The sequence below is a fragment of the Proteus sp. FZP2095 genome, from assembly GCF_023701425.1.
GTDB classification, from domain to species: domain Bacteria; phylum Pseudomonadota; class Gammaproteobacteria; order Enterobacterales; family Enterobacteriaceae; genus Proteus; species Proteus cibarius.
Genome location: NZ_JAMQBJ010000001.1, coordinates 583,013 through 607,678, shown reverse-complemented (window position 1 = coordinate 607,678; position 24,666 = coordinate 583,013). Strand labels below are relative to the sequence as shown.

The window sequence follows — 24,666 nt, the reverse complement described above, 5'->3', positions numbered from 1 at the left end:
GAGATGAATTATGTTAAAGACAGACGAACTACGGACTAAGGTGCTAGACAGTCTGGTAACACCAGAAACCTTAGCAAAAGAGTTCCCCATTTCTGATGAGATAACCCAAAATATCACATCAGCACGTAAACGAATTGAAGCGATCCTTACCGGCGAAGACAAACGACTATTAGTGATTGTAGGGCCTTGCTCTATCCATGATCCTAAAGCCGCCAAAGAGTACGCAACTAAACTTAATCAGCTAAAAGAGCGTTATCATGAGCGCTTAGAAATCGTCATGAGAACCTACTTTGAAAAGCCACGTACGGTTATTGGCTGGAAAGGCTTAATCTCTGATCCTTACCTTGATAACTCTTGCAATGTCAACGAAGGTATTCGCCTTGCGAGAAAGCTATTAATTGAAATAAATACATTAGGTTTGCCCACTGCAACTGAATTTCTCGATATGGTTACAGGCCAATATATTGCAGATTTAATTAGCTGGGGCGCCATTGGTGCAAGAACAACAGAAAGCCAAGTTCATCGTGAAATGGCTTCTGCACTCTCTTGCCCTGTGGGATTCAAAAATGGCACCGATGGTAATACCCGTATTGCCATTGATGCTATTCGCGCTTCTCGTGTAGGTCATACTTTCTTATCCCCTGATAAAAATGGCCGTATGACGATTTACCAAACCAGTGGTAATCCTTATGGACATATTATTATGCGTGGAGGTAAAAAGCCGAATTATCACGCAAGCGATATCGCTGACGCGGTGGATGCACTAAAACAAGTGGATTTACCAGAGTATCTTATTATCGATTTTAGTCATGGCAACTGTGAAAAAATTCATCGTCGCCAATTAGAAGTAGCCAGAAATGTTGGTCAGCAAATTAAAGATGGCTCACAAGCGATCGTAGGTGTGATGGCTGAAAGCTTTTTACAAGAAGGCTCACAAAAAGTCGTACAAAATAAACCGCTTAATTATGGGCAATCTATCACTGATCCTTGTTTAAGTTGGAATGACACAGAACAGCTTCTTGAGTTATTAGCACAAGCCGTTGAGAGTCGATTTTAATAAACTTATCTATTCAGGGGTAATCTTTACCCCTTTTATCTTGTCTTCTACTTTCATCCAAACTCCCCCTTTTATTGACATTATATTTTGAGAAAAATATAAGTCTCTTTTATTCCATTGTTTTAATTTTCATCGTATAGCGTTTAGTTATTCACAATATGGCTTAAATTTACCTGTTTAAGTTAAAAAAAGCTTGTCTAAACACTTTTGTTAACGATAATGATTATCATAATGATAACGCTTATTACTCTTGATATGTTATGAATAAAAAAGCTAATAATTTGGATAGTTCTTTAATTAAACAGAATTCTCATTCTTCGATAATTCAATCAATCAATAGCATTGAGTTATTGGGTAAAGATGGCGTGGTTTACATTCAACACAACGGAGAGTTGTATCAACTGCGTCAAACAAAGGCGGGAAAATTAATCCTGACTAAATAATCATTTTTGATAATAACTTGCAAGCCACCTACCCCCTCAGCTAGGCAGCCAGCTAAATAACTCCATATACAAGGACTTTTTATGGACATTTATGGTATGTGTATGCTGAAAAAACATTTCAAATATTCAGGTATAGCGACAGCTCTTTGCTTGTTGTACACCCCTATTGCCTCTGCACAATCAGACAATACAGAGATGGACTCTCTCACTGTTGTCGGTCATTCCATTGATAAAACAACTCACGACTTTCATTCCATTCTTGATAGTTCGATACCTCAAGCACAAACTGCATCAACCACTGGTGAAATGCTAAATAAAGTGGCTGGCGCAACCCTATCAGGAACAGGTGTTACGAATGGCGCGAACATCCTTATGCGTGGCTATGATCAAAAAGGCGTTAAGATCTTAGTCGATGGAATCGAGCAACCTTTAGAAAATACGATCAATAATTTAGGTGGTATTTTTCTCGATCCTTCATTAGTTAAACGTATTGATATAAAACATGGTTCATCCCCTGTGTTACACGGTAATGGGGCAATGGGCGGTGTTGTTTCATTTCAAACGCTTGAGCCTCGTAACTTATTAAAAATAGATGAGAAACTCAGTGCCAAATTATTTACCTCGCTTTCATCTGCTGATAGGCACTTCACTTATGGAGGGATTATTGCGGGACGATACGATATTGCTGAAGGTTTATTTGCTTACAGCCAGCGTCAACGAGGCCCTATTCACTTAGCTAATGGCAAAAAACTCGAAAACCACGAACATATTAATAATTTTTTTGCTAAAGCCTATCTCTATCCAACAGAAAATCAGACATTCATTTTTTCAGCACGACACTATGAGAATAAAGGTACTCAGAGAGAAGTTTTGCATCGCATGGGTGGGTTTGGTAAGAATGAAAGTAACCAAGTAGAACGCAAATCTGAACAGAAAAATTATTCTGTTACTTATCATTATGAGCCTGAAACACAAAGTTGGGTTAATTTAACCAGTCATTTGTATTACTCACAATTCAATATTAATCAAATATTTTTAACCGATACTTCCCTTTCTGATTATCAACGTAGAAAAAATCAACAAGGGAAAATAGGTAGAAATGAAGATCGGACACAATTAACTTATGGACTAAAAATTGAGAATAGCTCTCAATTTTCCTATTTAGATAAATTAAATCAAAAAATCATTCTAGGATCAGAAACTTATCAACAAAAAATGGTTTCTAACCAAGCAGCAAAGAATTTCCCTCTCGCAAAAATGGTTTATGTTGCTGGTTGGGTGGAAAGTCAACTATCAACACCACATTTACCTTTAGCATTAACAACCGGTTTGCGTTATCACTATTATAAAAATAAACCTCAAAGTGAGCTAAATTCGCTTTTAGCGGATTTTAAACAACATAAACCCGATTTTCATCAAACAAGTGAAAGCGATATTAGTAAAAATATTGCTCTAACCTTTACACCAACACAATGGCTACAACTCTATACCTCATATTCAACCAATATGAGAGTGCCAACGCTAAATGAAATGTTTAACGACTCTCTTCATTTTGAAATACCCGCTATTTTTGGTCGTACTGCAAAAGGATTTTGGATCCCAAACCCTAATCTTAGTCCTGAAAAAAATCGTACTTGGGAATATGGTGGAAAACTGACTTTTCCACACTTATTAGCATCTAATGATGAATTTTCTCTGAATGCGGCTTATTTTGATACGAAAACGATAGACTATATTACGTATGATATTTGGGATGCTAATGTATTAACGAAAAAACTTCACCTGCAAGCTATTAATATTCCACAAGCACTTATCGACGGTATTGATCTCGGCTTACGCTATTCACATCCATTAATTTCTATTGGGTTAGGTTATAACCGTACTCGAACCCTTGAATTAACTACACATGAAACCATTTCGCCTGTTCGCCCTGAAATACTCACAACCTTTATTCAACTTCCTATTGCTAAAACTTCCTTCTCATTAGGATGGTCAGGAAAATTTGCTAGTGCAACTGAAAATAAAGGCACACATAAAGGAAGAGCACCTCACGTAAAAGGCAAAACAACAAATCGAATGCAAGAGCTTATTGCTCAATATCCGGGCTATGGCATTCACGATTTCTCAATCAGTTATCAATCTCAAAACAATAAAGATATTCAAGCTGCATTGGTACTCGCTAATGCCTTTAATCGAGAATATTTCTCGGCATTAGGTGTGCCACAAGAAGGCAGAAATATCAAAATATCCGTCAGTTATCGCTGGTAGATAAGGAGCAATGATTTACATAACAAAGGGCTGTTTAACAGCCCATTAAATAACGGAGATCCATCTGCATGTCTCAGTCATCTTTATTGATTAAATTTAGTTTGCTGGCTGTTGCTGTCTCTTCTGCTTGTGTGTCTGCACAAGAGAAAATACAAACTAATGAGGGAAGAAAATCAGAGGTACTTACTGTTTATGCGACAGGTAGTGAACGCGATAGCTTTACATTGCCCATGATGTCAACGGTTATAAAAAATAACAATGCGTTATCAGAAACCGCAGGAAGTGCTTCTGAATTACTTCGTCATGTACCCGGAATTTCTATTTCGGGTGCAGGTCGTACTAATGGTGAAACCATCAGTATGCGTGGATACAGTAAAAATGGAATACTGACACTTGTAGATGGCGTGCGCCAAGGAACAGACACCGGTCATATCGACAGTATTTTTGTCGATCCTTTACTTATAAAACAAGTTGAAGTTATCCGTGGCCCTTCTGCTCTTTTATATGGTAGTGGAGCTCTTGGCGGTGTTATTGCTTACGATACTGTTGATGCAAGCGATCTACTTTCAAAAAATGAACAAGGTGGCGTACGTATTACTGGTCTTGGTAATACTGCTCAACATAGCCAAGGTTTAGGTATTACTGCTTTTGGTAGACACGATAACCTTGATGGACTTGTTACATTATCAGCTCGCGATAAAGGCGATACCCGCTACGGTGGCGGTTATCGTGCTCAAAATGACGAAACCATTATTAATCTTCTTTCTAAAGGGCGCTGGTTAATTGATGATAGCAACACGTTAAGTGGACAATTCCGCTATTATCATAACAATACAAATCAACCCAAAAACCCTCAAGTTCCCTCAAATCCTACACTTGCCAATGTAGAAACTGATCGCACCACAACACAAAAAGATGTTCAGCTAACCTATCAATTTGATCCTTCAGATTCACAATGGATTAATTTGAAAACACAGGCTTACTACAGTGAAGTTGATATCAATGCCAAAACGATACAAAAAGGTTTTGAAGGTCGAGAACAAAAAACCTATGGCGTAAAACTCGAAAACCGCTCACAAGTAGGTACATACAGCGTTGCATCACATGAATTGACTTATGGCGGCGAAGTTTATAAACAAAAACAATCACCAAGTCAAAATGCAGAAAGCTTCCCACAAGCCGATATCCGCTTTATGTCAGGTTGGGTACAAGATGAAGTCACTCTACGTGATTTACCTGTCTCCTTAATTTTAGGAACGCGTTTTGACAAATATAAAAGCCAAAACAATCGTTATGATGATATTACTGCGGATAAATGGTCATCAAAAGGAGCAATCAGTATTACACCAACTGATTGGTCGATGCTTTATACCTCTTACTCACAGGCGTTTAGAGCGCCAACTTTAGGGGAGATGTATAACGATGCAAAACATTTTGATGCACCTTTCCCCGGTGCGCCAACAAACTATTGGCGTCCAAATCCCAATTTAAAGCCTGAAACCAATTCAACAACTGAATACGGATTCGGTTTTCAATTCGACGACTTATTATCTAATAATGATAATCTGAAAATTAAAGCAGCCCATTTCAATACTCGTGCAAAAGATTATATTGATGCAGATGTTGCTATTTTTCAGGGATATACACAATCAACAAATATTTCAAGGGCAACTATTTGGGGATGGGATGTTTCTATGAGCTACCAATCAAAATTCTTTAATTGGGATTTAGCCTACAACCATACCAAAGGAAAAGATAATGCGACTAATGCCTCAATTACCTCAATTGAGCCAGATACATTAACCAGTCGCTTTGATGTTCCTGTACCAAATACTGATTTTTCTGTGGGTTGGGTCGGTCAATTTACCAAAAAAACGGATTTTACCAACCATGACCGTTTTAATCGCCCAACTAATCGCCAACAAGCGGGTTATGGTGTTAATGATTTTTACCTTCGTTATGAAGGTGATGCCTCATTAAAGGGGCTAACAACCTCATTTGTACTGAGTAACGCATTTGATAAAACTTATTATTCTTCTGCAGGTATTCCTCAAGAAGGCCGAAATGCAAAAGTACTTGTGAGTTATCAATGGTAATTAACAATAAAATCAACGATAGATACAATAGGAGTTTCTGTGAATAAACCTCTTTATGAGAGCTACCTGCAAGCAAAAGCGGATAAAAAAGCACCTTACGCCCGTGATCTGGCAGCATACTTAAATGTAAGTGAAGCCGAATTAACATATGCACGCGTAGGACATGATGCAAAACGCTTACGTAACGATGTACAAGAATTATTAAAATCCTTAAGTAAAGTGGGTGAAGTCAAAGCCATTACTCGTAATGATATTGCTGTTCATGAACATCTTGGTGAATACACAAATGCCCGCTTTAACGATCACGCAGGTTTAATTTTAAACCCGCGTGCAATGGATTTACGCTTTTTCTTCGCTTACTGGTCAAGCATTTTTGCATTTACCGAAGAGACATCAAAAGGGACGCGTTATAGTATTCAGTTCTTTGATATGCATGGTGATGCATTACATAAAGTCTATACGACAGATAACACGAATATGGATGAATGGGATGCACTTATTCAATCATTCTTATTGGAAGAAAACCCGGCTCTCGATATCACACCTGTTGAGCCATACTCAAACACACCTGTTAGTAATGAATTAGCAGAACAACTTGAACAACAATGGCGTTCAATGACTGATGTTCACCAATTCTTCAAATTACTAAAAGAAAATAACTTAAGTCGTCAACAAGCATTCAAAGCTGTTCCTGACGATCTTGCTTATCAAGTCGATAACAACGCCCTGAAAACCTTGTTAGAACTCGCCAAAGAAGCACAAAACGAGATCATGATATTTGTCGGTAGTCGTGGCTGTGTACAAATTTTCACAGGCCAAATTGACCGTCTAGTCCCTCATCAATTTGAAAATAGCGAACAAGTTTGGATCAATGTTTTCAATCCGGCTTTTACTCTTCATTTAATTGAAAGTGAAATTGCAGAAAGTTGGGTAACACGCAAACCAACTCAAGATGGATTTGTTACTAGCCTTGAGATCTTTGATAGCAAGGGGCAGCAAATTGCTCAACTCTATGGACAACGTACTGAAGGCACTGCGGAGCAACTACAATGGCGTGAACAAGTGAATACTCTCACTAAAATCGCCTAATCGGAGAATGATTTAATGAAAAAATGGCTTCTTTTGATCCTGTGTAGCGTAATGTCGTTCATCACTTCAGCTAATGAACGTATCGTTACTATTGGTGGTGATATTACAGAAATTGTTTTCGCATTGGGTGCCGGCGAACAAATTATTGCAAGAGACAGCACCAGCTTAGTTCCTGAACAAGTGAAAACACTTCCTGATGTAGGTTATATGCGAATGCTAAATCCTGAAGGGATCTTATCTGTCAAACCAACATTGATCATTACCAGCGAATTAGCTCGCCCTTCTTTGGCATTACGCCGTATTAAAGAAGCCGGAGTCGCTGTAAAAACCATTACAGGTACACATTCATTAGAAGCCATTAATGAAAAAATAGACACTATTGCGACTGTTTTAAATAAAGAACAAGAAGGCAATCAACTAAAAGAGAAACTCGCCCTCTCTATCAAGCAAATTTCAACCACTCCTATCGATAAGAAAATCATTTATATCATGAGTCATGGTGGTGTTATTCCAATGGCAGCGGGTCAAGATACTGCCGCAGATACCATTATTTCACTGGTTGGTGGTAAAAATGCTATGCAAGGATTTACAAGCTATCGCCCACTTTCTCAAGAAGGTGTTATTGCAAGCCAACCTGATATTTTGCTTGTAACCAAAGAAGGTATTAAAGGCATTGGTGGAATTGAGAAACTATGGGAATTACCCGGCATAAAATACACACCTGCAGGTAAAAATAAGCATTATGTTGTTGTTGATGACATGGGATTATTAGGCTTTACCCTTTCAACACCAGAAGTCATGCATCAAATTCGTCAAGCGTTGGAGCAATAATGTCTCGTTTTCGTTCACCGTGGATGAGTATTTTAGTTTTATTCTTTTTACTCACCACTGTTACATTAATTTCTGTGAATAGCGGAGCATTAGCCCTTTCGTTTCATACATTATGGAATAGTTCTTTTGATGATATGGAATGGCAAATTTGGCTAGATATCCGTTTACCTCGCGTATTATTAGCCATTCTTGTTGGAGGCGCTTTAGCAATATCCGGTGCGATAATGCAAGGGTTATTTAGAAATTCGTTAGCTGATCCCGGTTTATTGGGTATTAGTAGCGGTGCAGCACTGATGGTTGCCATCGTTATTATTCTACCCTTCTCTTTTTCACCAGCCTTTGCATTCTATAGCCATATTGTCGCCGCCTTTGTTGGCGGTTTAATTGTAGCTATGATTATCTTCTCATTACATCAATTGAGTGATGGTAATTTAGCGCGCTTATTGCTTGCAGGTATTGCTATCAATGCGCTTTGCATGTCCTTTATTGGTGTATTAAGTTACATTAGCACTGACCAACAGTTACGCCAATTCTCACTTTGGATGATGGGTTCATTAAGCCAGATTGATTGGAAAACCTTATCTATTGCTACCCTTGTGATCATTCCTGTCAGTATTTTGGCATGCTGGCAAAGCCATAAATTAAATCTATTACAACTTGGTGATGAAGAGGCACATTACTTAGGGCTAAATGTAAGAAGAACCAAGTTTATTTTGTTGCTTCTTAGCGCCATCCTAATTGGTTGTGCTGTTGCACTGAGTGGTGTTATTGGATTTATTGGACTTGTGGTTCCACACCTTATTCGCATGCGTATTGGTAGTAATCATGTATGGTTATTACCTGCCACCATTTTGGGTGGTGCAACACTGTTACTCGCCGCTGACACATTATCACGAACACTAGTATCTCCAGCTGAAATCCCTGTTGGACTCATTACAGGATTAATTGGTGGCCCTTATTTCCTTTGGCTTATCTTACGACAACCCGCAGGAAGAATGTCATGATTGAAAATCAAAACACGCCATTGCTCTATGGAAATAACTTAACTTATCAAATTGGCAACAAGATCATTATTGATGATGTGTCACTTTCACTTAATGCTGGGGAATTGGTTACCATTATTGGTCCCAATGGGGCAGGAAAATCATCGCTATTGCGCTTATTAACAGGCTATACAACACCAACGCAAGGTCAGTGTTATTTTAAACAAAAAACCTACTCACAATGGAATAGCCAACGATTAGCGCAAAACCGCGCCGTTATGCGACAAAACAGTCAGCTTTCATTTTCATTTTCAGTAGAAGAAGTGGTTGCTATGGGAAGAACGCCTCATGGACAACAACATAAGAAAATTGCAATTGAGACTGCTCTGCTCCAAACGGACTGTTTAAAATTTAAGGATAGAGACTATCGCCAATTATCAGGCGGTGAGCAACAGCGAGTACAGCTTGCTAGAGTTCTAGCGCAATTATGGCACCCTATGCCACAAGAAGCTGTCTTATTCCTGGATGAACCTACCTCCGCACTTGATCTTTATCACCAGCAACATAGCTTACGTTTATTAAAACAATTAGTAAAAACACAAAATCTTATGGTGTGTTGTGTTTTACATGATCTTAATTTGGCGTCTCTTTATGCTGATAGAATTTTATTACTGCATCAAGGAAAGTTAGTTTGTGAAGGTACACCATACGGTGTACTCACAACAGAGAATATTCAAAAATGGTATGGTGCAGATGTGAGTGTTAATACTCATCCAGAACATTTTTACCCTCAAGTCTTTCTACGTCCTTAAAAGAATGTTAACCGCGGTTATTTTTACTAAGTCACCTCTTAGCTTTATTTTTTAAGGGGTGACTTAGTTATTTTATTCTCAATAAACTGATCAATTGAAAATAAAATAGTGAAGGTACACCACGCAAATTGATTAATAAATCTTATTTTACTTTTTCAACATTTAGTCAAATAAATTGACTTTAAAATACACTTTAATCAATGATTAGCTTTTATTTCGCACAAAAAACATAACAAAGCTAAAAATAAAAGGTATAACAGAACTATTAGGTTAAAAAATAAATCAATAAATTCAACAAAGTAAAAGTCATACAAATTAACATCTTTGATCATAAAGATTCAGCAAACTGAACCTTACTTGAGCTATATAAGCCACACCTATCGTTGTGATAATGATTATCAATCACGAAAAGCACTTTTTGCCTACCTGTTATTTTCCCCATGCTTAAAATAGATTATAAATAACATACGTTACTATTCTATTTACTTGGGCACTGTGTCCCCACCATTTTTGTGGGAGGTTTTATGGCTGAAAATGTCGTTAATGATATTCTGAAATGGTTAGAAACCCAGTTACAACGTAACGAAGGTATAAAAATCGATACGATTGCAAATAAAAGCGGCTATTCGAAGTGGCACTTGCAACGCATTTTTAAAGATTTTAAAGGTTGTACATTAGGCGAATATGTTCGTAAACGTCGCTTATTAGAAGCGGCTAAATCATTACAAGAAAAAGATATGTCTATTTTAGATATCGCTTTAATGTATGGCTTTAGCTCTCAAGCAACATTTACACGTATCTTTAAAAAGCATTTCAATACTACGCCCGCTAAATTTAGAGAAAATGGCAAAATGCCAGACACTCATTGCTTTATGTCATGTGAAAATCACTAATCAATTTCACATCATATTATTCTTCATGAAAAAACCAGCTCTTTTAGCTGGTTTTTGTTTTTTATTATTTTCTAACATTGATAAAAATCACGCTATCGCTGCAACAAGCCATTCTTGAAGCTCATTAAGCTCTATTTTATTATTAGGATAACGCACAATGAGTTGCTCAATAAGCCCTTTTAGAGACTCAGGTGTATAACGTTCCCCTACCAACATCTCAGATAGTGCTTCTAATGGTGCGGGATCTAAACTGTCTGTATATATTTGGCTTCTGATAACATTACCACGCTCAATATCAAAATGCAGCTCAACCCCCCCCCATTTAAAACGGTTATCTAAAAGATGTGAAAATGCAGGAGCTTGCCCAAAATTCCATTCCCAACTACTTTGCTTAGCAAACGTTTCTTCAAAACCAGGTAAATCAGGTAATTTTTGTGGAGATATAATCTCTGCTTCTACTTGCTCACCATAGTATTCAAAAAAGCTTTCAGTGATAGTTTCACAAAGTTTTTCGTGGGTAATATCCGGTTTAAGCTCAACTAAATTAGCCACTCGGGAGCGTACAGAAGTGATCCCTTTAGCTTGAAGCTTTTTCGGATCTGGATTGAGGTAATTAGCTAATCTAGACAAATTAGCATTTATTAATAATGTACCATGATGAAAACCACGATCTTTTGTCTCTTTATAAGCTGAGCCTGAAACTTTTCTTTCACCATCATCTTGAGGAACCACTAAATCATTACGTCCTGATGCCGTAGCATTAATGCCCGCTTTTAATAATCCATCAAGAATAATTTGAGTTGAAATCGTTTTATTATACTCAGGCTTTCCTGCCATAAAGGTAAAACAGGTATTACCAAGATCATGGAAAACGGCACCACCACCACTTGAGCGACGAGCTAATTTCACACCATCTTCATCCATTTTGCGGGTATTACACTCTTTCCATGGATTCTGTGCTCGACCAATAACTACCGTATTATCGTTACGCCAAAGGAAAAGCACTCGTTGATCAGCGGGCATTTGTCTAAAAATACACTCTTCAACAGCAAGGTTAAACCAAGGATCATAAGACTCGGAAATTAACAGACGCAATTTGCCTGACATAAGGAATACCTATATGAAGAAAATAAGGTATAAGATACCATAACTCTCAATATATTAGGCTGTTAAATGGCACGAAACTACAATCGGCGGGCTTGCCAGAATGTTTTTTTCCAATAGACGTTATCAAGGGACGAACGAGTTACCCCTTTGCTAGTTGATGCGTGAATAAACGTATTATCAGTATCATAAATACCAACATGGAGCCCATTCTCACCGCCCCCCGTTTTGAAGAAAACCAAATCACCCGGCATTAAATCACTTTTGCTGATTTGTGTACCATATTTGGTTTGATCAATAGTCATTCGTGGAAGTTTTATATCAAAACGATCACTGTAAGTTTTATACACAAAGCCTGAGCAATCAATACCAGAAGGAGTCATTCCACCATAGCTATATGGCGTGCCATACCATTGCTCAAGTTGCGACTTTAATTGCACTATCACCATGATAGGATCGGAAAGTTGTGTTTTTAAGGGAGGAGCTGGTGGAATACGCTTCGACGGGCTAGATGAACACCCAGCCAGCAGAATAATACAGAGTAAGAAAGGATAGAAAACGGACTTTCTCATTACATCCACCATTATTGTTCCCATAGATTTTAAAATCTATCTGCTTTTTTAAGCAAAAACAAGTTATTGAAGATGAATGAGTGATGATTAATAGAATAAATCGCACAATTAACAACAAGGATCAGAAAATAAATTTTATAATCATTAATTTAATGTGATTGTGCCTCTTTCGTTTTTTGACTTATCAACCACACTCCAATCATAATAAATGCTACACCCGCTGTTTTTGTCCATGATGGTGTTTCTTGAAACCACGGTAATATCACTGCAAGAATATAAACAAACACATAACTCAAACTGATCAGCGGATAGGCTTTATTTAAAGGAATGGTACGTAAAGTGAATAGCCAGCAAACCATAGAAAGGACATAACCGACAAGACCAACAAACACGATAGCAATTGGCGCTATATTCGCCCATAACCATGTAATATCAAACCACTGTTTTTCTAGCTGTAGTTCTGGTAGTTCAGACATGCCAAACTTTAACAACAATTGAGCTGCTGTTACTAACAGTGCGCTTCCAATTGCCCATAAATAGCCTTTCATGCTTGTATACTCATCAATACAATGCCGACCATAATTGATGCGATGCCAATCCAATGTTTCACATTAACAGGCTCTTTATAAACAAACTGGCCAATTAATGTCACTACAATAAAATTAATGCTTAACATAGGATAAGCAATACTTAGTGGGAGAATTTGTAATAGTCGTAACCAAAAAAGCATCCCCAAGCCAAGCATTACAATGGCAACAAAAAGCCAGAAAATCGTTTTTCTGGCTTTTGTTAATGAATCACTTTGCCAGCTAACCACCGCTTGTTTTTGACACACCTGTCCTATGCAGGTCAAAAAGCTCACGATTAGCAATAAAACAAATGACATTAATTACGCTTCTCATAAGTTAAAATAGCAACTCGATGGTTTGTCACCAGTTCTTCGGGTCTTGGCAATTGTGCTAATTTCTTAGGATCTTTAAACGTAATAACAACTGAAACACGACCTTCTTTTCTTGCATCTTCTAACCACTGAGCAAAATTATCAGGTTTAATTAATTTATACTGAGAATCTGGATATTCTTCAACACCATAAGTTAATTCGCCCGTTCTTTCATAAAGATAAATATCGCTACGTTGTAATTCCCATGCTAACCCCGCACCAATACCTACACTATTACTCACAATGTATTTACTTGTGTTTAATGTCTCTATATTTTGGCGAATAAATTCTTGAGGTAATTTGCCATCTACGCTGCTATTCGGTATTGCTTGGCCAATACATAAGCTTACGCCTAGCGAACAAGACGCAGCCCATAACCAGTGTTTTCCATTAAGCGTAGAGCAAAGATAACCAATAATGCCCCATAATGAGAATGCCACTATAGCTAATACCCATTTAGACCATTCATATGGCATATAAATGGGTTTTGAGGAGACCAGCTGGATAACTAAAATAGCGATAACAACAGCAACACCAATAAAGATATTAATATAGCCGTTAATACGTAACGCTTTCATTCTAAATTTACGGGCACAATCTACGCCATATTTCGCCATTAGCATTGCTAGTGGAGCCATAAATGGCAGCATATAAGTCGGTAGCTTACCTTTCGCAACACTAAAAAATAAGAACGGAACGACAAACCAGCATAACAAGAAGAATAATTCAGGACGTTTACGTCTTTTCTTCCAAGCCCCCATTAATGCGCCCGGAAGTAATCCAAGCCAAGGGATCACACCTAATAAAACAACTGGGATATAGTACCAAAATGGAGCACTATGCTGAGCATCTTCACCCGAAAAACGCTGAATATGTTCAACCCAAAAGAAGTAATGCCAATAATCAGGCTCTGCTTTTGCAACAGCTAGTGCCCACGGCAAACTAATTAGTGCTGCACTAAATACAGCAAGTAAGCCATAGAGCAACATTTGCGTAAATTGTTTTTGATACAGTGTGATAGGTATCATGACAATGACTGGTATAGCTAACGCTAAAAATCCTTTGGTCATAAAGGCCATACCACAAGCAAGCCCTAATGTTATCCACGCTAATATCCTTGTTTTGACTGTGGTGGCTTTAAGCGCCCAAAAACAGCAAACCATACTCGCGGTAACCCAAAGTGCCAACATAGGATCTAATACACTATAAGTACCTACGCTAAACACTAAGAACATGGATAAATAGATTAAACTAGAAACAAAAGCGACTTGGCGGTTACGCCACATCATTCTTGCCAATAAATAGACAAGTAATGTGCTTAAGAGAATAGAAATAACAGAGCCAAAACGCACAGCAAAGTTGGTGTGACCAAAAATTAATTGGCTAACATTATTAATCCAATAACCTGCTACTGGCTTCTCAAAATAGCGAATATCGAGCATATGAGGAACAATCCAGTTCCCGCTCACCACCATTTCACGGCTAATTTCCGCATAACGGGTTTCATCTGGTTGCCATAATAACCGGCTGTTCAATGGAAATAAGTAGGTAAGAACAAAAAAAAGAGCCAAGAGGATGGCCCCGATTTTACTCGCCCGGTTATTCAACATAGTTTCGTTAGACCTCTTGTTGGCACCCTAACCAGCCTTCTCGACCTGGAAAGTCAGATCGAACAACTTTACCCATCGGAAGCGTTTCTTTATCTTGTGGTAATAAATCGCTTAACGGACAGAATTCGATGCCTTCATTTGCAATCATTGCCAGTAACTGCTCAAATTGAGCGGCTTTTGACATTCCTTCAACTTCGGTGTGGATAGTATAAACAGGTATTCCACTGTCTTTTTTGATTTCATCAATAATAAATTGATTAAAATCTTCATCCTTTACCTTTGTACCGACCACTTCATCATAAGTTGGTAATGTTACTGGAATTTGCACCGTACCGATAGAACCATTTTCTAAAATAGGCCTAAAAGGATGCGTTCCTCGACAATCGCTATTGTAATCGAATTGAAAAGTTTCTTTAACTGTTAATACGCGTTCATCTGCTCGCCATCCAGCAACTGCCGAACATTTTACAGGGTTTTCAAGTGCTTTTTCCAGTGCTTCAACACCTAAACGAACTTGTTGCATTAATTCTTCTGTTGACCAGCGTCCGACTTTTGCCTGCCAACCTTGATGATCCCATGAATGCAAGCCAACTTCATGCCCCGCATCTTGGGTTTCTTTCATCAAATAACCTAAATTCTTAGCAATTCTTTTGCCCGGCCATGCTGTCCCAGCTAATAAAATATCTAAACCATATAGTGACGCAGCATTTGATCGCAACATTTTCCATAAAAATTTGGGCTTTAAAAGGCGCCATAAATGGCGCCCCATATTATCTGGCCCGACACTAAAGAAGAAGCTGGCATGAATGTTATGTCTGGCAAATACATCCAGCAGTTGTGGAATACCTTGTTTCGTTCCTTGATAAGTATCCACATCAACTCTCAAACCAACTTTCTTCATTATTTTTTCCTATTTAGTGCCTAATTCTTCAACTGCACCACGTAAGAAGAAATCTAATGTTTCTTCTACTGTTTGGCGAGTTTCAATACTTGGTTTCCAATCCAATAAACGCTCTGCGTTTTTAATACTTGGCTTACGGTGTTCAACATCTTGGTAGCCTTTACCATAGTAACTGCTACTTTCAATCTTCTTAAAGCCTGCAAATGGAGGGAAATGTCCACGTAACTCATGTTTTTCGAAGCAATCTAACAGCATTTCTGCTAATTCGCGAATACTAGCTTCGTTAGTTGGGTTACCAATATTGATAATTTGACCATCACATTTGTTATCACGATTTTCAATAATACGGAATAAAGCTTCAATACCGTCATTGATATCAGTGAAACAACGTTTTTGCTCACCACCATCAACCAATTTAATTGGTGAACCTTCAACTAAGTTCAGAATTAATTGTGTAATTGCACGAGAGCTACCGATACGCGCTGAATTTAAGTTATCTAAACGAGGCCCCATCCAGTTAAATGGACGGAACAACGTAAATTTCAGGCCTTCTTTGGCACCATAAGCCCAAATAACTCGGTCTAATAACTGTTTAGATACAGAGTAAATCCAACGTTGTTTATTGATTGGACCAACAATCAGACGTGAATTATCTTCGTCAAATTCTTTATCATCACACATACCATAAACTTCTGATGTGGATGGGAAAATAATACGTTTATTATATTTAACACAATAACGTACAATTTTTAAGTTTTCTTCAAAGTCTAATTCAAATACACGTAATGGATTACGGGTATATTCAATTGGTGTTGCAATAGCAACTAATGGCAGAATAACGTCACATTTTTTAATATGGTATTCAATCCATTCTGTATGAATACTCACGTCACCTTCAATAAAGTGGAAACGTGGATTTCCAATAAAGCGCTCAATTGCAGAAGAACCGATATCCATACCATAGATATCATAGTTATCATCTTTTAATAGACGCTCTGTTAGATGGTTACCAATAAAGCCATTCACACCTAAAATCAGAACACGTTTACGACGTTTAACTTGTGCAGTTGCTTTTGGTCCAACACGAACATCCGTCACAATACCCATTTCAGCCGCTAAACGACTTCCTTGAACATAAAGACCATTTTCACTTTGACCAGTAACAACTTCAATTGCACCTTCTGCGCATGCAATCACTAAAGGCTCTGTTGAAATAACAGTACCAGGGCGTTTGCCTTGATTATCGGCAATAGTGCGTGAACGCCAGATAATCATTTTACGTTCACCTAAGAAAGTAAAAGCACCTGGGTATGGTTCTGTAACAGCACGCACTAAGTTGTGAACTGTTTTTGCATTTGCATTCCAGTCAATTAAACCATCATCCGCACAACGACGGCCAAAATAAGTTGCTTGGCTTTCATCTTGTGCCGTTGTTGAATAATCACCCGATACAATATGAGGTAATGCGCTAGAGAGTAACTTATCAGCAGCTTCTCTTACTTTTTCATGTAAAATCAAAGAAGTATCATTATCTGCGATAGTGACTTTTTCTTGAGCGACGATATCACCCGCGTCAGCTTTCGCTGTCATTTTGTGTAAAGTAACACCCGTTTCTGTTTCACCATTCACGATCGCCCAGTTAATTGGTGCACGACCACGATATTTTGGTAATAAAGAACCGTGTAAATTAAATGCGCCTTTAGGTGCCAAATTCAGGATCTCATCACTTAACATGTGACGATAATAGAAAGAAAAAATGACATCAGGTTTCATTTCACGAATACGTTCAATCCACAATGGGTGATTGACATTTTCAGGTGCAAATACTGTCAACCCCATTTCTGCACTCACTCGAGCAACAGATGAGAAGAAATGATTTTCATTAGGATCGTCAGTGTGGGTAAATACAGCCTGAATATCATAACCTGCTTTTTCAAGTGCTTTTAATCCAACACAGCCAATATCGTGATAGGCAAATACTATTGCTTTCATTAGTCTTTTTCCTGATCTTCGTTGGGTTTATTAACGCCAACCACTTTTTGGATAAAATACCGAGGACGCGCTCTTACATCATTATAAATTCGGCCTATATACTCACCTAATAAGCCCATTGCAACGAACTGCGCTCCGATAAACATAAATAAGATTGCAAAGAGTGTGAATACACCCTCAGCGGCCCACATCGCACCAAAAATAATACGCAAAATAATCAGCAGTAAGGCTAAAAGAAAGCCAGATACAGCAATCACACTGCCGACAATGCTTAATAAACGTAATGGTGCCGTGGTAAGACAAGTTAATAGGTCGTACATTAAATTAATAAGCTTTAAAAAACTGTATTTTGAATCGCCATACTCACGCTCAGCGTGAGCAACATCGATTTCAATAGTACGACGAGCGAATGTGTTCGCAAGAATGGGAATAAACGTACTTCTTTCGTGACACTGTAACATCGCTTCAACAATGTGGCGACGATAAGCACGAAGCATACAACCGTAGTCTCCCATAGAACGACCGGTTGCTTTAGTGATCATTGAGTTGATCATTTTTGAAGCAGTTTTACGAAACCATGAATCTTGACGGTTACGACGGCGAGTTCCGACAACGTCATACCCTTCTTCAGCCGTCGCGACAAGTCTTGGGATCTCTTCAGGTGGATTTTGTAAATCCGCATCCAATGTGATCACTAAATCACCATCAGCCTGATTGAAACCGGCCATAATTGCAGAATGTTGACCATAATTACGGTTCAAAATAATTGCAATAACGTGATTTTCTTCAATTGCAGCCGCTTCTTCTAACATCTTAGCTGAATGGTCACTGCTACCATCATCAACAAGGATCAGTTCATACTCTTGCTTTAACTGTTTACAGCTCTTAATTGTACGTTCTAAAAGCTGAGGAAGGCTCTCTTCCTCGTTATAAACGGGGATTACAACCGATACTTTCTTGATTTCATCAAATGTTGACACTTAAATATGCTCCGAAAGAATTTCATTGATCGCATCTACAACGCGAATAACATCTTCATTACTCATATCAGGAAACAGCGGCAGCGAGCATAACGTTGCAGAGTTCCATTCTGATTGAGGAAGGGATAAAGCAGGATAGCGTTCACGATAATATTTTTGTGTGTGCGCCGCACGGAAATGAAGCCCTGTACCAATATCTTTTTGCTTTAATTTTTCCATAAAGGTATCGCGATCGATACCACACACATTTTTATCGACTCTCACCATAAACAAGTGATTAGCATGTAAATGTGAATATTCAGGGACACTCAACATCTCTAATGGTGAGTCTTTGAGTTTTTCACGATACAGTGCAACTAACTCAGCACGTTTAGCATTCATTTCATCTAAACGCCCTAATTGCACCACAGCAATGGCTGCATGAATATCAGATAAGTTATATTTATAACCTGGCTCAACAACTTCTGCTTGAGGTTTACGTCCTTGAACTTGTCTATCAAAGGCGTCAACACCTAAACCATGGAATTTTAAGCAACGTACTCTATTCGCTAATTCGTCATTATCAGTAACAACCAATCCGCCCTCTGCACAAGTAACGTTCTTAATTGCATGGAAAGAGAAAATAGAGGTTCCTTTTTCACCAATCCATTCATTTTTATAGCGAGTACCAATAGCATGCGCAGCATCTTCAATCAGAGGAATTCCTGCATCTTGTGCAACTTTTCGTAAAGCATCAAGATCGCAAGGTGCACCAGCATAATGAACTGGAATAATTGCTTTCGTTCTAGGTGTAATGGCTTTTTTGACATCTTCTGCACTTACCATCAAGGTATCGCGGTCAACATCAATCATTGCTGGCTCTGCACCGAGTAACGTAATGATGTTCATTGTTGAAACCCAAGTTTGTGATGGTGTGATAACTTCATCACCAGCGCCAATTCCCATCGCCATTAAAACAACATGCATACCCGCAGTGGCAGAGCAAATTGCGATAGCGTGTTTGCTACCAAATTTTTCACAAAAATCTTGCTCTAATTGATGATTTTGAGGGCCTGTTGTAATCCAACCTGAACGCAGTACATCCTCAACGGCTTTGATTTCTTCATCGCCAATCGCAGGGCGAGAGAAAGGAAGGAAGTGACTCATAAAAATGTAGCCTAATTAATGAATGAATAAAAAAACAATTATATACAAACTATTGCTCACCGACATCCGTCTTATTAAGAAAACATTAAAAAAACCTTAATAATTACTTGGAGATAAGCTTAACAATAGCCATATTATTGCAAAACCTGCCAATCAATATGATCAACATCATTGATGCACTTGATATTTGTATTAAATGTAGTTGATAATAATTTTTCGTCCAATAAGAGTGCAGATGCGCCAGAATTAACCAAATATCCATTTTTTATGAGCCAAACTCTGTCTGCTTTTTGATAGGAATGATTCAAATTATGTGTACTCATAATAACGGCGCCACCTTGTTGGCAAAACTTATCAACCCACTTGTCCAAAATCGCCAACTGTACGACATCTAAATTATTAGTTGGTTCATCAAGTAACATTAATTTCCCTTTTAAATCATAACTTGACCATAATTGGATAAATGCACCAACAATTCTGACCCTCTGCCATTCGCCTCCCGATAAATGATGAATATTTTTTAACAATAATTTGTCAATTTTAAAATCATTTAACAGCATATTTAATTGCTGAACATCCATTTTCGACAATTTATGATATAGCGAGAGGTAATGAAAAACAGGCATAAATGACAAAGCTTCCAATTGTTGTATAACAATGCTCTGCATTCTAGAAAGATCATCATATTTATAATGTCTTATTGAAGTTTCGTTTAGAATAATTTTGCCACTAAAAGAAAACTCTCCTGCGATAGCCATTAAAAGCGTACTTTTTCCTGCGCCATTAGCACCAATTAAGTGGACTCGCTCGCCATAACTTACTTGCTCTGTAAATGCGTTAAGTCGATCATCAACACTTACATTATTAAGTTTAAGTAACGCCATATTACAAACGCCCCATCTCTTTGGTTGCCAATAACCAGATAAATAAAGGTGCACCAAGCGTTGCTGTAATCACGCCTATCGGAACTTCTGCACCATTTAAAATCAAGCGAGATAGCAAATCAGCAAGTAATAACAACCCGCCACCAGCAAGCGCACACGCGGGTAATAATGTTTTATAATGGGTTAAGCCACATAATCTTAATAAATGCGGTACAACAAGCCCTATAAAGCTTATAGCGCCCGCTAAAGCAACACTCAGCCCTATCAATAATCCAACGGCTAAAATAAACCAATTTCGCCATTGATTAACGGATATGCCTAATTGTTTTGCTCTAAATGAACCTAGTGATAAATAATTAAGAACATCAGCTTGTAGAATAAGGAGCAAGAGAATAGGCGTAAGAGCCCAAAATAAGACTTGATGGCGCCAATCAATACCGCTAAAACTCCCCATCAGCCAATACATTAATTGCCTTAAATCCAAAGCTGAACTGAAGTAAACCAACCAAGTCATTATCGCACTTGCCATAACACCCAATGCCACACCAATTAATAATAACTGAGCATTAGATAGTTTTCTTATTCGAGTAAAAAACATTAATAAAAGAGTGATCCCTAATGCGCCAAATATCGCCGCACTACTTATTAGCCAAGGGCTTAAACCAATTTGTAGAACAATAAGTAATACAACACATACTCCCGCACCACTACTTACTCCTAATAATCCTGGCTCTGCGAGTGGATTTTGGAATAGAGCCTGCATAATAGCACCAGCAATTGCCAAACTTGCACCAACAGTCACAACGGCAAGCATTCTTGGTAAACGAATTTGCCAAACAAATAAATTGGCTTCATCTGTTAACCATTGATGTGGAAATAACACAATCTCACCAACAGAGAGGGAAAAAATAAATAAGAAACATAATGCTAGTGCCATTAGAAACAGCTTTTTTCTGTCGCCAATGCGTTGTCTTTTAGTAAATTTAATCAGAGGATTAACTTCTTTATTCATTTCGTTCCCTATTCATGCAACAACGGTTCTTGCTATTCTTATTTATAAAGTTATTTTTTAGCAACATAACATGTTCGCATTCAATGATGAAAAACTAAATTGAGAACATACAAGCCTGTCTCTAATAATAAAGAAAAACTAGGATTAACTATCACAGTATTGATGTAAATAAGAGATAAAAAGGAAGGGTCAAAATAAGAAGTGAAAATAAAAACACGCTATCTAAATAAAAATATCCATTCAGACCATATTGATAAATATAAACCCCCAATACGGCTATCATCAAAATTAGATTTAGATACAGCTAGAAATGATAAAAAAACGGCTTTCAAAGAAAGCCGTTTTGGATGTTTTTTAAATCTTATTCTTTTGGTGTTGCGCTTTCAACCCGGCTTTTTAACTTTTGTCCTGGGCGGAAAGTAACAACACGGCGAGCTGTAATAGGAATGTCTTCCCCAGTTTTCGGATTACGACCTGGGCGCTGATTTTTATCACGCAGGTCAAAATTTCCGAATCCAGACAGCTTCACCTGTTCTCCATTTTCAAGAGAACGACGCACTTCCTCAAAAAAGGATTCTACAAGGTCTTTTGCATCGCGTTTGCTAACACCAAGTTTTTCAAACAGATTTTCTGCCATTTCAGCTTTTGTAAGCGCCATAGGTCTAGTCCCTCAAGGATGCTTGGAATCGCTGTTTCAATGCTGCTACACAGTTACTCACTGTTGCAGCAATCTCATCTTCTTCCAGTGTATGCTCGATATCCTGCAAGATTATGCTAATAGCGAGGCTTTTATAGCCCTCTGCTACTCCCTTACCACAATACACGTCAAATAAGTTTATGCCAACTATTTGATTTCCGCCAACTTTCTTACATTCGGCTAAAATATCTTCTGCAGCAACATCATTCGGAACAACTACAGCGATATCTCTACGATTCGAAGGGTAACGAGAAACTGCTTTTGCTTGTGGTAAACTGCGATTTGCAATTGCATTCCAACGTATTTCGAATACTACCGTACGACCGTTTAAGTCAAGTTTACGTTCAAGCTCTGGATGAACAACGCCAATACAGCCAATATATTCATTTCTCAGATAAATCCCAGCACTTTGTCCCGGATGAAGTGCTGAATGACTAGCTGGTTTAAATGTAATTTCATCTAGCTGGCCTGTCAATTCCAGAATTGATTCAATATTACCTTTCAAATCAAAGAAATCAACAGTTTGCTTATCTAAATTCCAATGTTCTTCATAACGGTTGCCCGCGATCACACCAGCTAACATAAGTTCCTGACGTATTCCATATTCTGCTTGATTATCAGGAACAAAACGCAGACCTGCTTCAAATAACCTAACTCTAGATTGTTGACGGTTCTGATTATATACAGTTGTAGTCAATAATCCGGTTAGTAGAGACAGTCTCATTGCTGACATATCCGCTGAAATTGGATTAGGCAGAATTAATGCTTCTTCATTTGGATGTAATAAAGATTGGATCTTAGGATCAACAAAGCTATAAGTAATTGCTTCTTGGAAGCCATTGTCTACTAGCATTGTTTTAACGCGTTTTAATGATAAGTTTGCTTCACGGTGATTGGTCATCACCAAGTCAGCGCGTAATGGCACATCTGGAATATTGTTGTAGCCATAAATACGAGCAACTTCTTCAATTAGATCTTCTTCAATTTGAACATCGAAACGCCATGAAGGAACTGTTGCTAACCAGCCGTCATTTTCAACAGAAACTTTGAAACCTAAGCGAGTTAATGAGTCCAGAACTTGTGCATCATCAATCACGTGGCCTAATAAACGGTCTAATTTTTTACGTGTTAATTTGACTGGTGCAATATTTGGTAAATGTGCTTTATTGGTTACATCAATCACTTCACCGACTTCACCACCGCAAATTTCTAGCAGTAATTTCGTTGCACGCTCAATTGCGTTGTATTGTAGCTCAGAATCAACGCCACGCTCAAAACGATGAGAGGCATCAGTATGCAAGCCATAACGACGTGCACGGCCTGTGATAGATAATGGAGAGAAGAATGCACACTCTAAGAAGACATTTTTCGTTTCTTCATTAACACCTGATGATTCACCACCGAAAATACCTGCCATACCCAATGCTTGTTTTTCGTCAGCAATAACTAATACATCATCTTTTAATGTAATTTCATTACCATCAAGTAAAGTCAGTTTTTCACCATCTTTACCCATACGAACAACTACAGCACCTTCAACGCGATCAAGATCGAACGCATGCAACGGTTGGCCCATTTCAAGTAAAATTAAGTTGGTAATATCAACAATTGGGTCAATAGAACGAATGCCACCACGACGTAACTTTTCTTGCATCCATAAAGGTGTTTTTGCTTTCACATTCATATTGGTGAAAACACGACCTAAATAACGTGGACACGCCTCTGGTGCTTCAACACGTACAGGGAATGTTGCTGATGATGTAGCCGCAACAGGCGACATATCAGGTACTTGGCATTCCATTTTGTTGATTACAGCGATATCACGAGCAACACCTAAAATACCTAAGCAATCAGCACGGTTTGGTGTAATGCTAATTTCAATCGCATTATCATTTAATTTTAAATATTCACGAATATCCATGCCAATAGGCGCATCAGCAGGTAATTCAATAATACCTTCATGATTTTCTGAAATTGCTAATTCAGAAAATGAGCACAGCATGCCTTCAGAAGGTTCGCCACGCAGTTTTGCTGCTTTAATTTTAAAATCGCCAGGTAATACAGCACCAACTGTTGCTACCGCAACTTTTAGCCCTTGGCGGCAGTTAGGTGCACCACAAACGATATCGAGTAATCTATCACCGCCTACGTTAACTTTCGTTACACGTAATTTATCGGCATTAGGATGTTGTCCACATTCAACAACTTCACCTACAAATACACCGTGAAAATCACCAGCAACAGCTTCAACGCCGTCAACTTCAAGGCCTGCCATTGTCAGTTGTTCAGAAAGCGCTTCGCTACTAATCGCTGGGTTTACCCACTCACGTAACCAAAGTTCACTGAATTTCATGAG

At 38.2% G+C, this 24,666-nt stretch carries 22 protein-coding genes; 9 read left to right on the top strand and 13 right to left on the bottom strand.

The window, feature by feature from the left end:
- Positions 1-10: 10 nt before the first annotated feature.
- The 9 genes from NBG71_RS02855 to NBG71_RS02815 all read left to right on the top strand — a co-directional run bounded on the left by NBG71_RS02855 (position 11) and on the right by NBG71_RS02815 (position 10,472).
- Positions 11-1,057, top strand: coding sequence for a 3-deoxy-7-phosphoheptulonate synthase (locus tag NBG71_RS02855; protein ID WP_075673214.1), 1,047 nt, complete (start codon positions 11-13; stop codon positions 1,055-1,057).
- A 260-nt stretch (positions 1,058-1,317) separates the two neighbouring features.
- The gene (gene hemP, locus NBG71_RS02850) at positions 1,318-1,500 is read left to right on the top strand and encodes a hemin uptake protein HemP (RefSeq protein WP_075673213.1); all 183 of its coding nucleotides are present in this window, start codon (positions 1,318-1,320) and stop codon (positions 1,498-1,500) included.
- 81 nt (positions 1,501-1,581) lie between these two features.
- On the top strand, positions 1,582-3,768 hold the full coding sequence (locus NBG71_RS02845) for a TonB-dependent receptor domain-containing protein (RefSeq protein ID WP_156733373.1): 2,187 nt from the start codon (positions 1,582-1,584) through the stop codon (positions 3,766-3,768).
- A gap of 68 nt (positions 3,769-3,836) precedes the next feature.
- Entirely contained in the window at positions 3,837-5,864 is a 2,028-nt protein-coding gene (locus NBG71_RS02840; protein WP_250916527.1) for a TonB-dependent hemoglobin/transferrin/lactoferrin family receptor, read from the top strand.
- A gap of 39 nt (positions 5,865-5,903) precedes the next feature.
- Entirely contained in the window at positions 5,904-6,953 is a 1,050-nt protein-coding gene (locus NBG71_RS02835; RefSeq protein ID WP_250916526.1) for a hemin-degrading factor, read from the top strand.
- Between the two features lie 15 nt (positions 6,954-6,968).
- Positions 6,969-7,784 (top strand): heme/hemin ABC transporter substrate-binding protein, encoded by an 816-nt coding sequence (locus tag NBG71_RS02830; RefSeq protein WP_075673209.1) that lies wholly within the window; start codon positions 6,969-6,971, stop codon positions 7,782-7,784.
- A complete protein-coding gene (locus NBG71_RS02825) occupies positions 7,784-8,788 on the top strand; it encodes a FecCD family ABC transporter permease (RefSeq protein WP_075673208.1) in 1,005 nt (334 codons plus the stop codon). The genes NBG71_RS02830 and NBG71_RS02825 overlap by 1 nt, the downstream gene beginning before the upstream one ends.
- Complete coding sequence (locus tag NBG71_RS02820) at positions 8,785-9,579, top strand: heme ABC transporter ATP-binding protein (RefSeq protein WP_075673207.1); 795 nt, start codon at positions 8,785-8,787, stop codon at positions 9,577-9,579. The genes NBG71_RS02825 and NBG71_RS02820 overlap by 4 nt, the downstream gene beginning before the upstream one ends.
- A gap of 524 nt (positions 9,580-10,103) precedes the next feature.
- A complete protein-coding gene (locus NBG71_RS02815) occupies positions 10,104-10,472 on the top strand; it encodes a helix-turn-helix domain-containing protein (RefSeq protein WP_069369334.1) in 369 nt (122 codons plus the stop codon).
- 87 nt (positions 10,473-10,559) lie between these two features.
- Here NBG71_RS02815 and lplA read toward each other — a convergent pair whose 3' ends face one another.
- The 13 genes from lplA to pheT form a co-directional block, all read right to left on the bottom strand.
- Positions 10,560-11,579 (bottom strand): lipoate--protein ligase, encoded by a 1,020-nt coding sequence (lplA, locus tag NBG71_RS02810; RefSeq protein WP_075673206.1) that lies wholly within the window; start codon positions 11,577-11,579, stop codon positions 10,560-10,562.
- A 77-nt stretch (positions 11,580-11,656) separates the two neighbouring features.
- Complete coding sequence (locus tag NBG71_RS02805; RefSeq protein WP_036937364.1) at positions 11,657-12,148, bottom strand: C40 family peptidase; 492 nt, start codon at positions 12,146-12,148, stop codon at positions 11,657-11,659.
- 149 nt (positions 12,149-12,297) lie between these two features.
- Positions 12,298-12,696: a 4-amino-4-deoxy-L-arabinose-phosphoundecaprenol flippase subunit ArnF gene (gene arnF / locus NBG71_RS02800; protein WP_099659664.1), complete on the bottom strand. Its 399-nt coding sequence runs from the start codon at positions 12,694-12,696 to the stop codon at positions 12,298-12,300.
- The gene (gene arnE / locus NBG71_RS02795; protein ID WP_075673204.1) at positions 12,693-13,034 is read right to left on the bottom strand and encodes a 4-amino-4-deoxy-L-arabinose-phosphoundecaprenol flippase subunit ArnE; all 342 of its coding nucleotides are present in this window, start codon (positions 13,032-13,034) and stop codon (positions 12,693-12,695) included. Before arnE ends, arnF begins: the two co-directional genes overlap by 4 nt.
- Positions 13,034-14,698 (bottom strand): lipid IV(A) 4-amino-4-deoxy-L-arabinosyltransferase, encoded by a 1,665-nt coding sequence (gene arnT, locus NBG71_RS02790; RefSeq protein WP_075673203.1) that lies wholly within the window; start codon positions 14,696-14,698, stop codon positions 13,034-13,036. Before arnT ends, arnE begins: the two co-directional genes overlap by 1 nt.
- A 7-nt stretch (positions 14,699-14,705) precedes the next feature.
- A complete protein-coding gene (gene arnD, locus NBG71_RS02785; RefSeq protein ID WP_109418938.1) occupies positions 14,706-15,599 on the bottom strand; it encodes a 4-deoxy-4-formamido-L-arabinose-phosphoundecaprenol deformylase in 894 nt (297 codons plus the stop codon).
- A 9-nt stretch (positions 15,600-15,608) separates the two neighbouring features.
- Positions 15,609-17,591 carry a bifunctional UDP-4-amino-4-deoxy-L-arabinose formyltransferase/UDP-glucuronic acid oxidase ArnA gene (arnA, locus tag NBG71_RS02780; RefSeq protein WP_075673351.1) on the bottom strand — a complete coding sequence of 661 codons (1,983 nt, stop codon included), beginning with the start codon at positions 17,589-17,591 and terminating at the stop codon, positions 15,609-15,611.
- A complete protein-coding gene (gene arnC / locus NBG71_RS02775; protein WP_075673352.1) occupies positions 17,591-18,571 on the bottom strand; it encodes an undecaprenyl-phosphate 4-deoxy-4-formamido-L-arabinose transferase in 981 nt (326 codons plus the stop codon). Before arnC ends, arnA begins: the two co-directional genes overlap by 1 nt.
- Complete coding sequence (arnB, locus tag NBG71_RS02770) at positions 18,572-19,717, bottom strand: UDP-4-amino-4-deoxy-L-arabinose aminotransferase (protein WP_250916525.1); 1,146 nt, start codon at positions 19,715-19,717, stop codon at positions 18,572-18,574.
- Positions 19,718-19,851: 134 nt separating this feature from the next.
- A complete protein-coding gene (locus NBG71_RS02765; RefSeq protein ID WP_075673354.1) occupies positions 19,852-20,601 on the bottom strand; it encodes a vitamin B12 ABC transporter ATP-binding protein BtuD in 750 nt (249 codons plus the stop codon).
- A 1-nt stretch (position 20,602) separates the two neighbouring features.
- Positions 20,603-21,613, bottom strand: coding sequence for a vitamin B12 ABC transporter permease BtuC (gene btuC, locus NBG71_RS02760; protein WP_075673355.1), 1,011 nt, complete (start codon positions 21,611-21,613; stop codon positions 20,603-20,605).
- A gap of 361 nt (positions 21,614-21,974) precedes the next feature.
- Positions 21,975-22,271: an integration host factor subunit alpha gene (gene ihfA, locus NBG71_RS02755; protein ID WP_023582381.1), complete on the bottom strand. Its 297-nt coding sequence runs from the start codon at positions 22,269-22,271 to the stop codon at positions 21,975-21,977.
- 4 nt (positions 22,272-22,275) lie between these two features.
- Positions 22,276-24,663: a phenylalanine--tRNA ligase subunit beta gene (gene pheT, locus NBG71_RS02750; RefSeq protein ID WP_075673356.1), complete on the bottom strand. Its 2,388-nt coding sequence runs from the start codon at positions 24,661-24,663 to the stop codon at positions 22,276-22,278.
- Positions 24,664-24,666 lie beyond the last annotated feature (3 nt).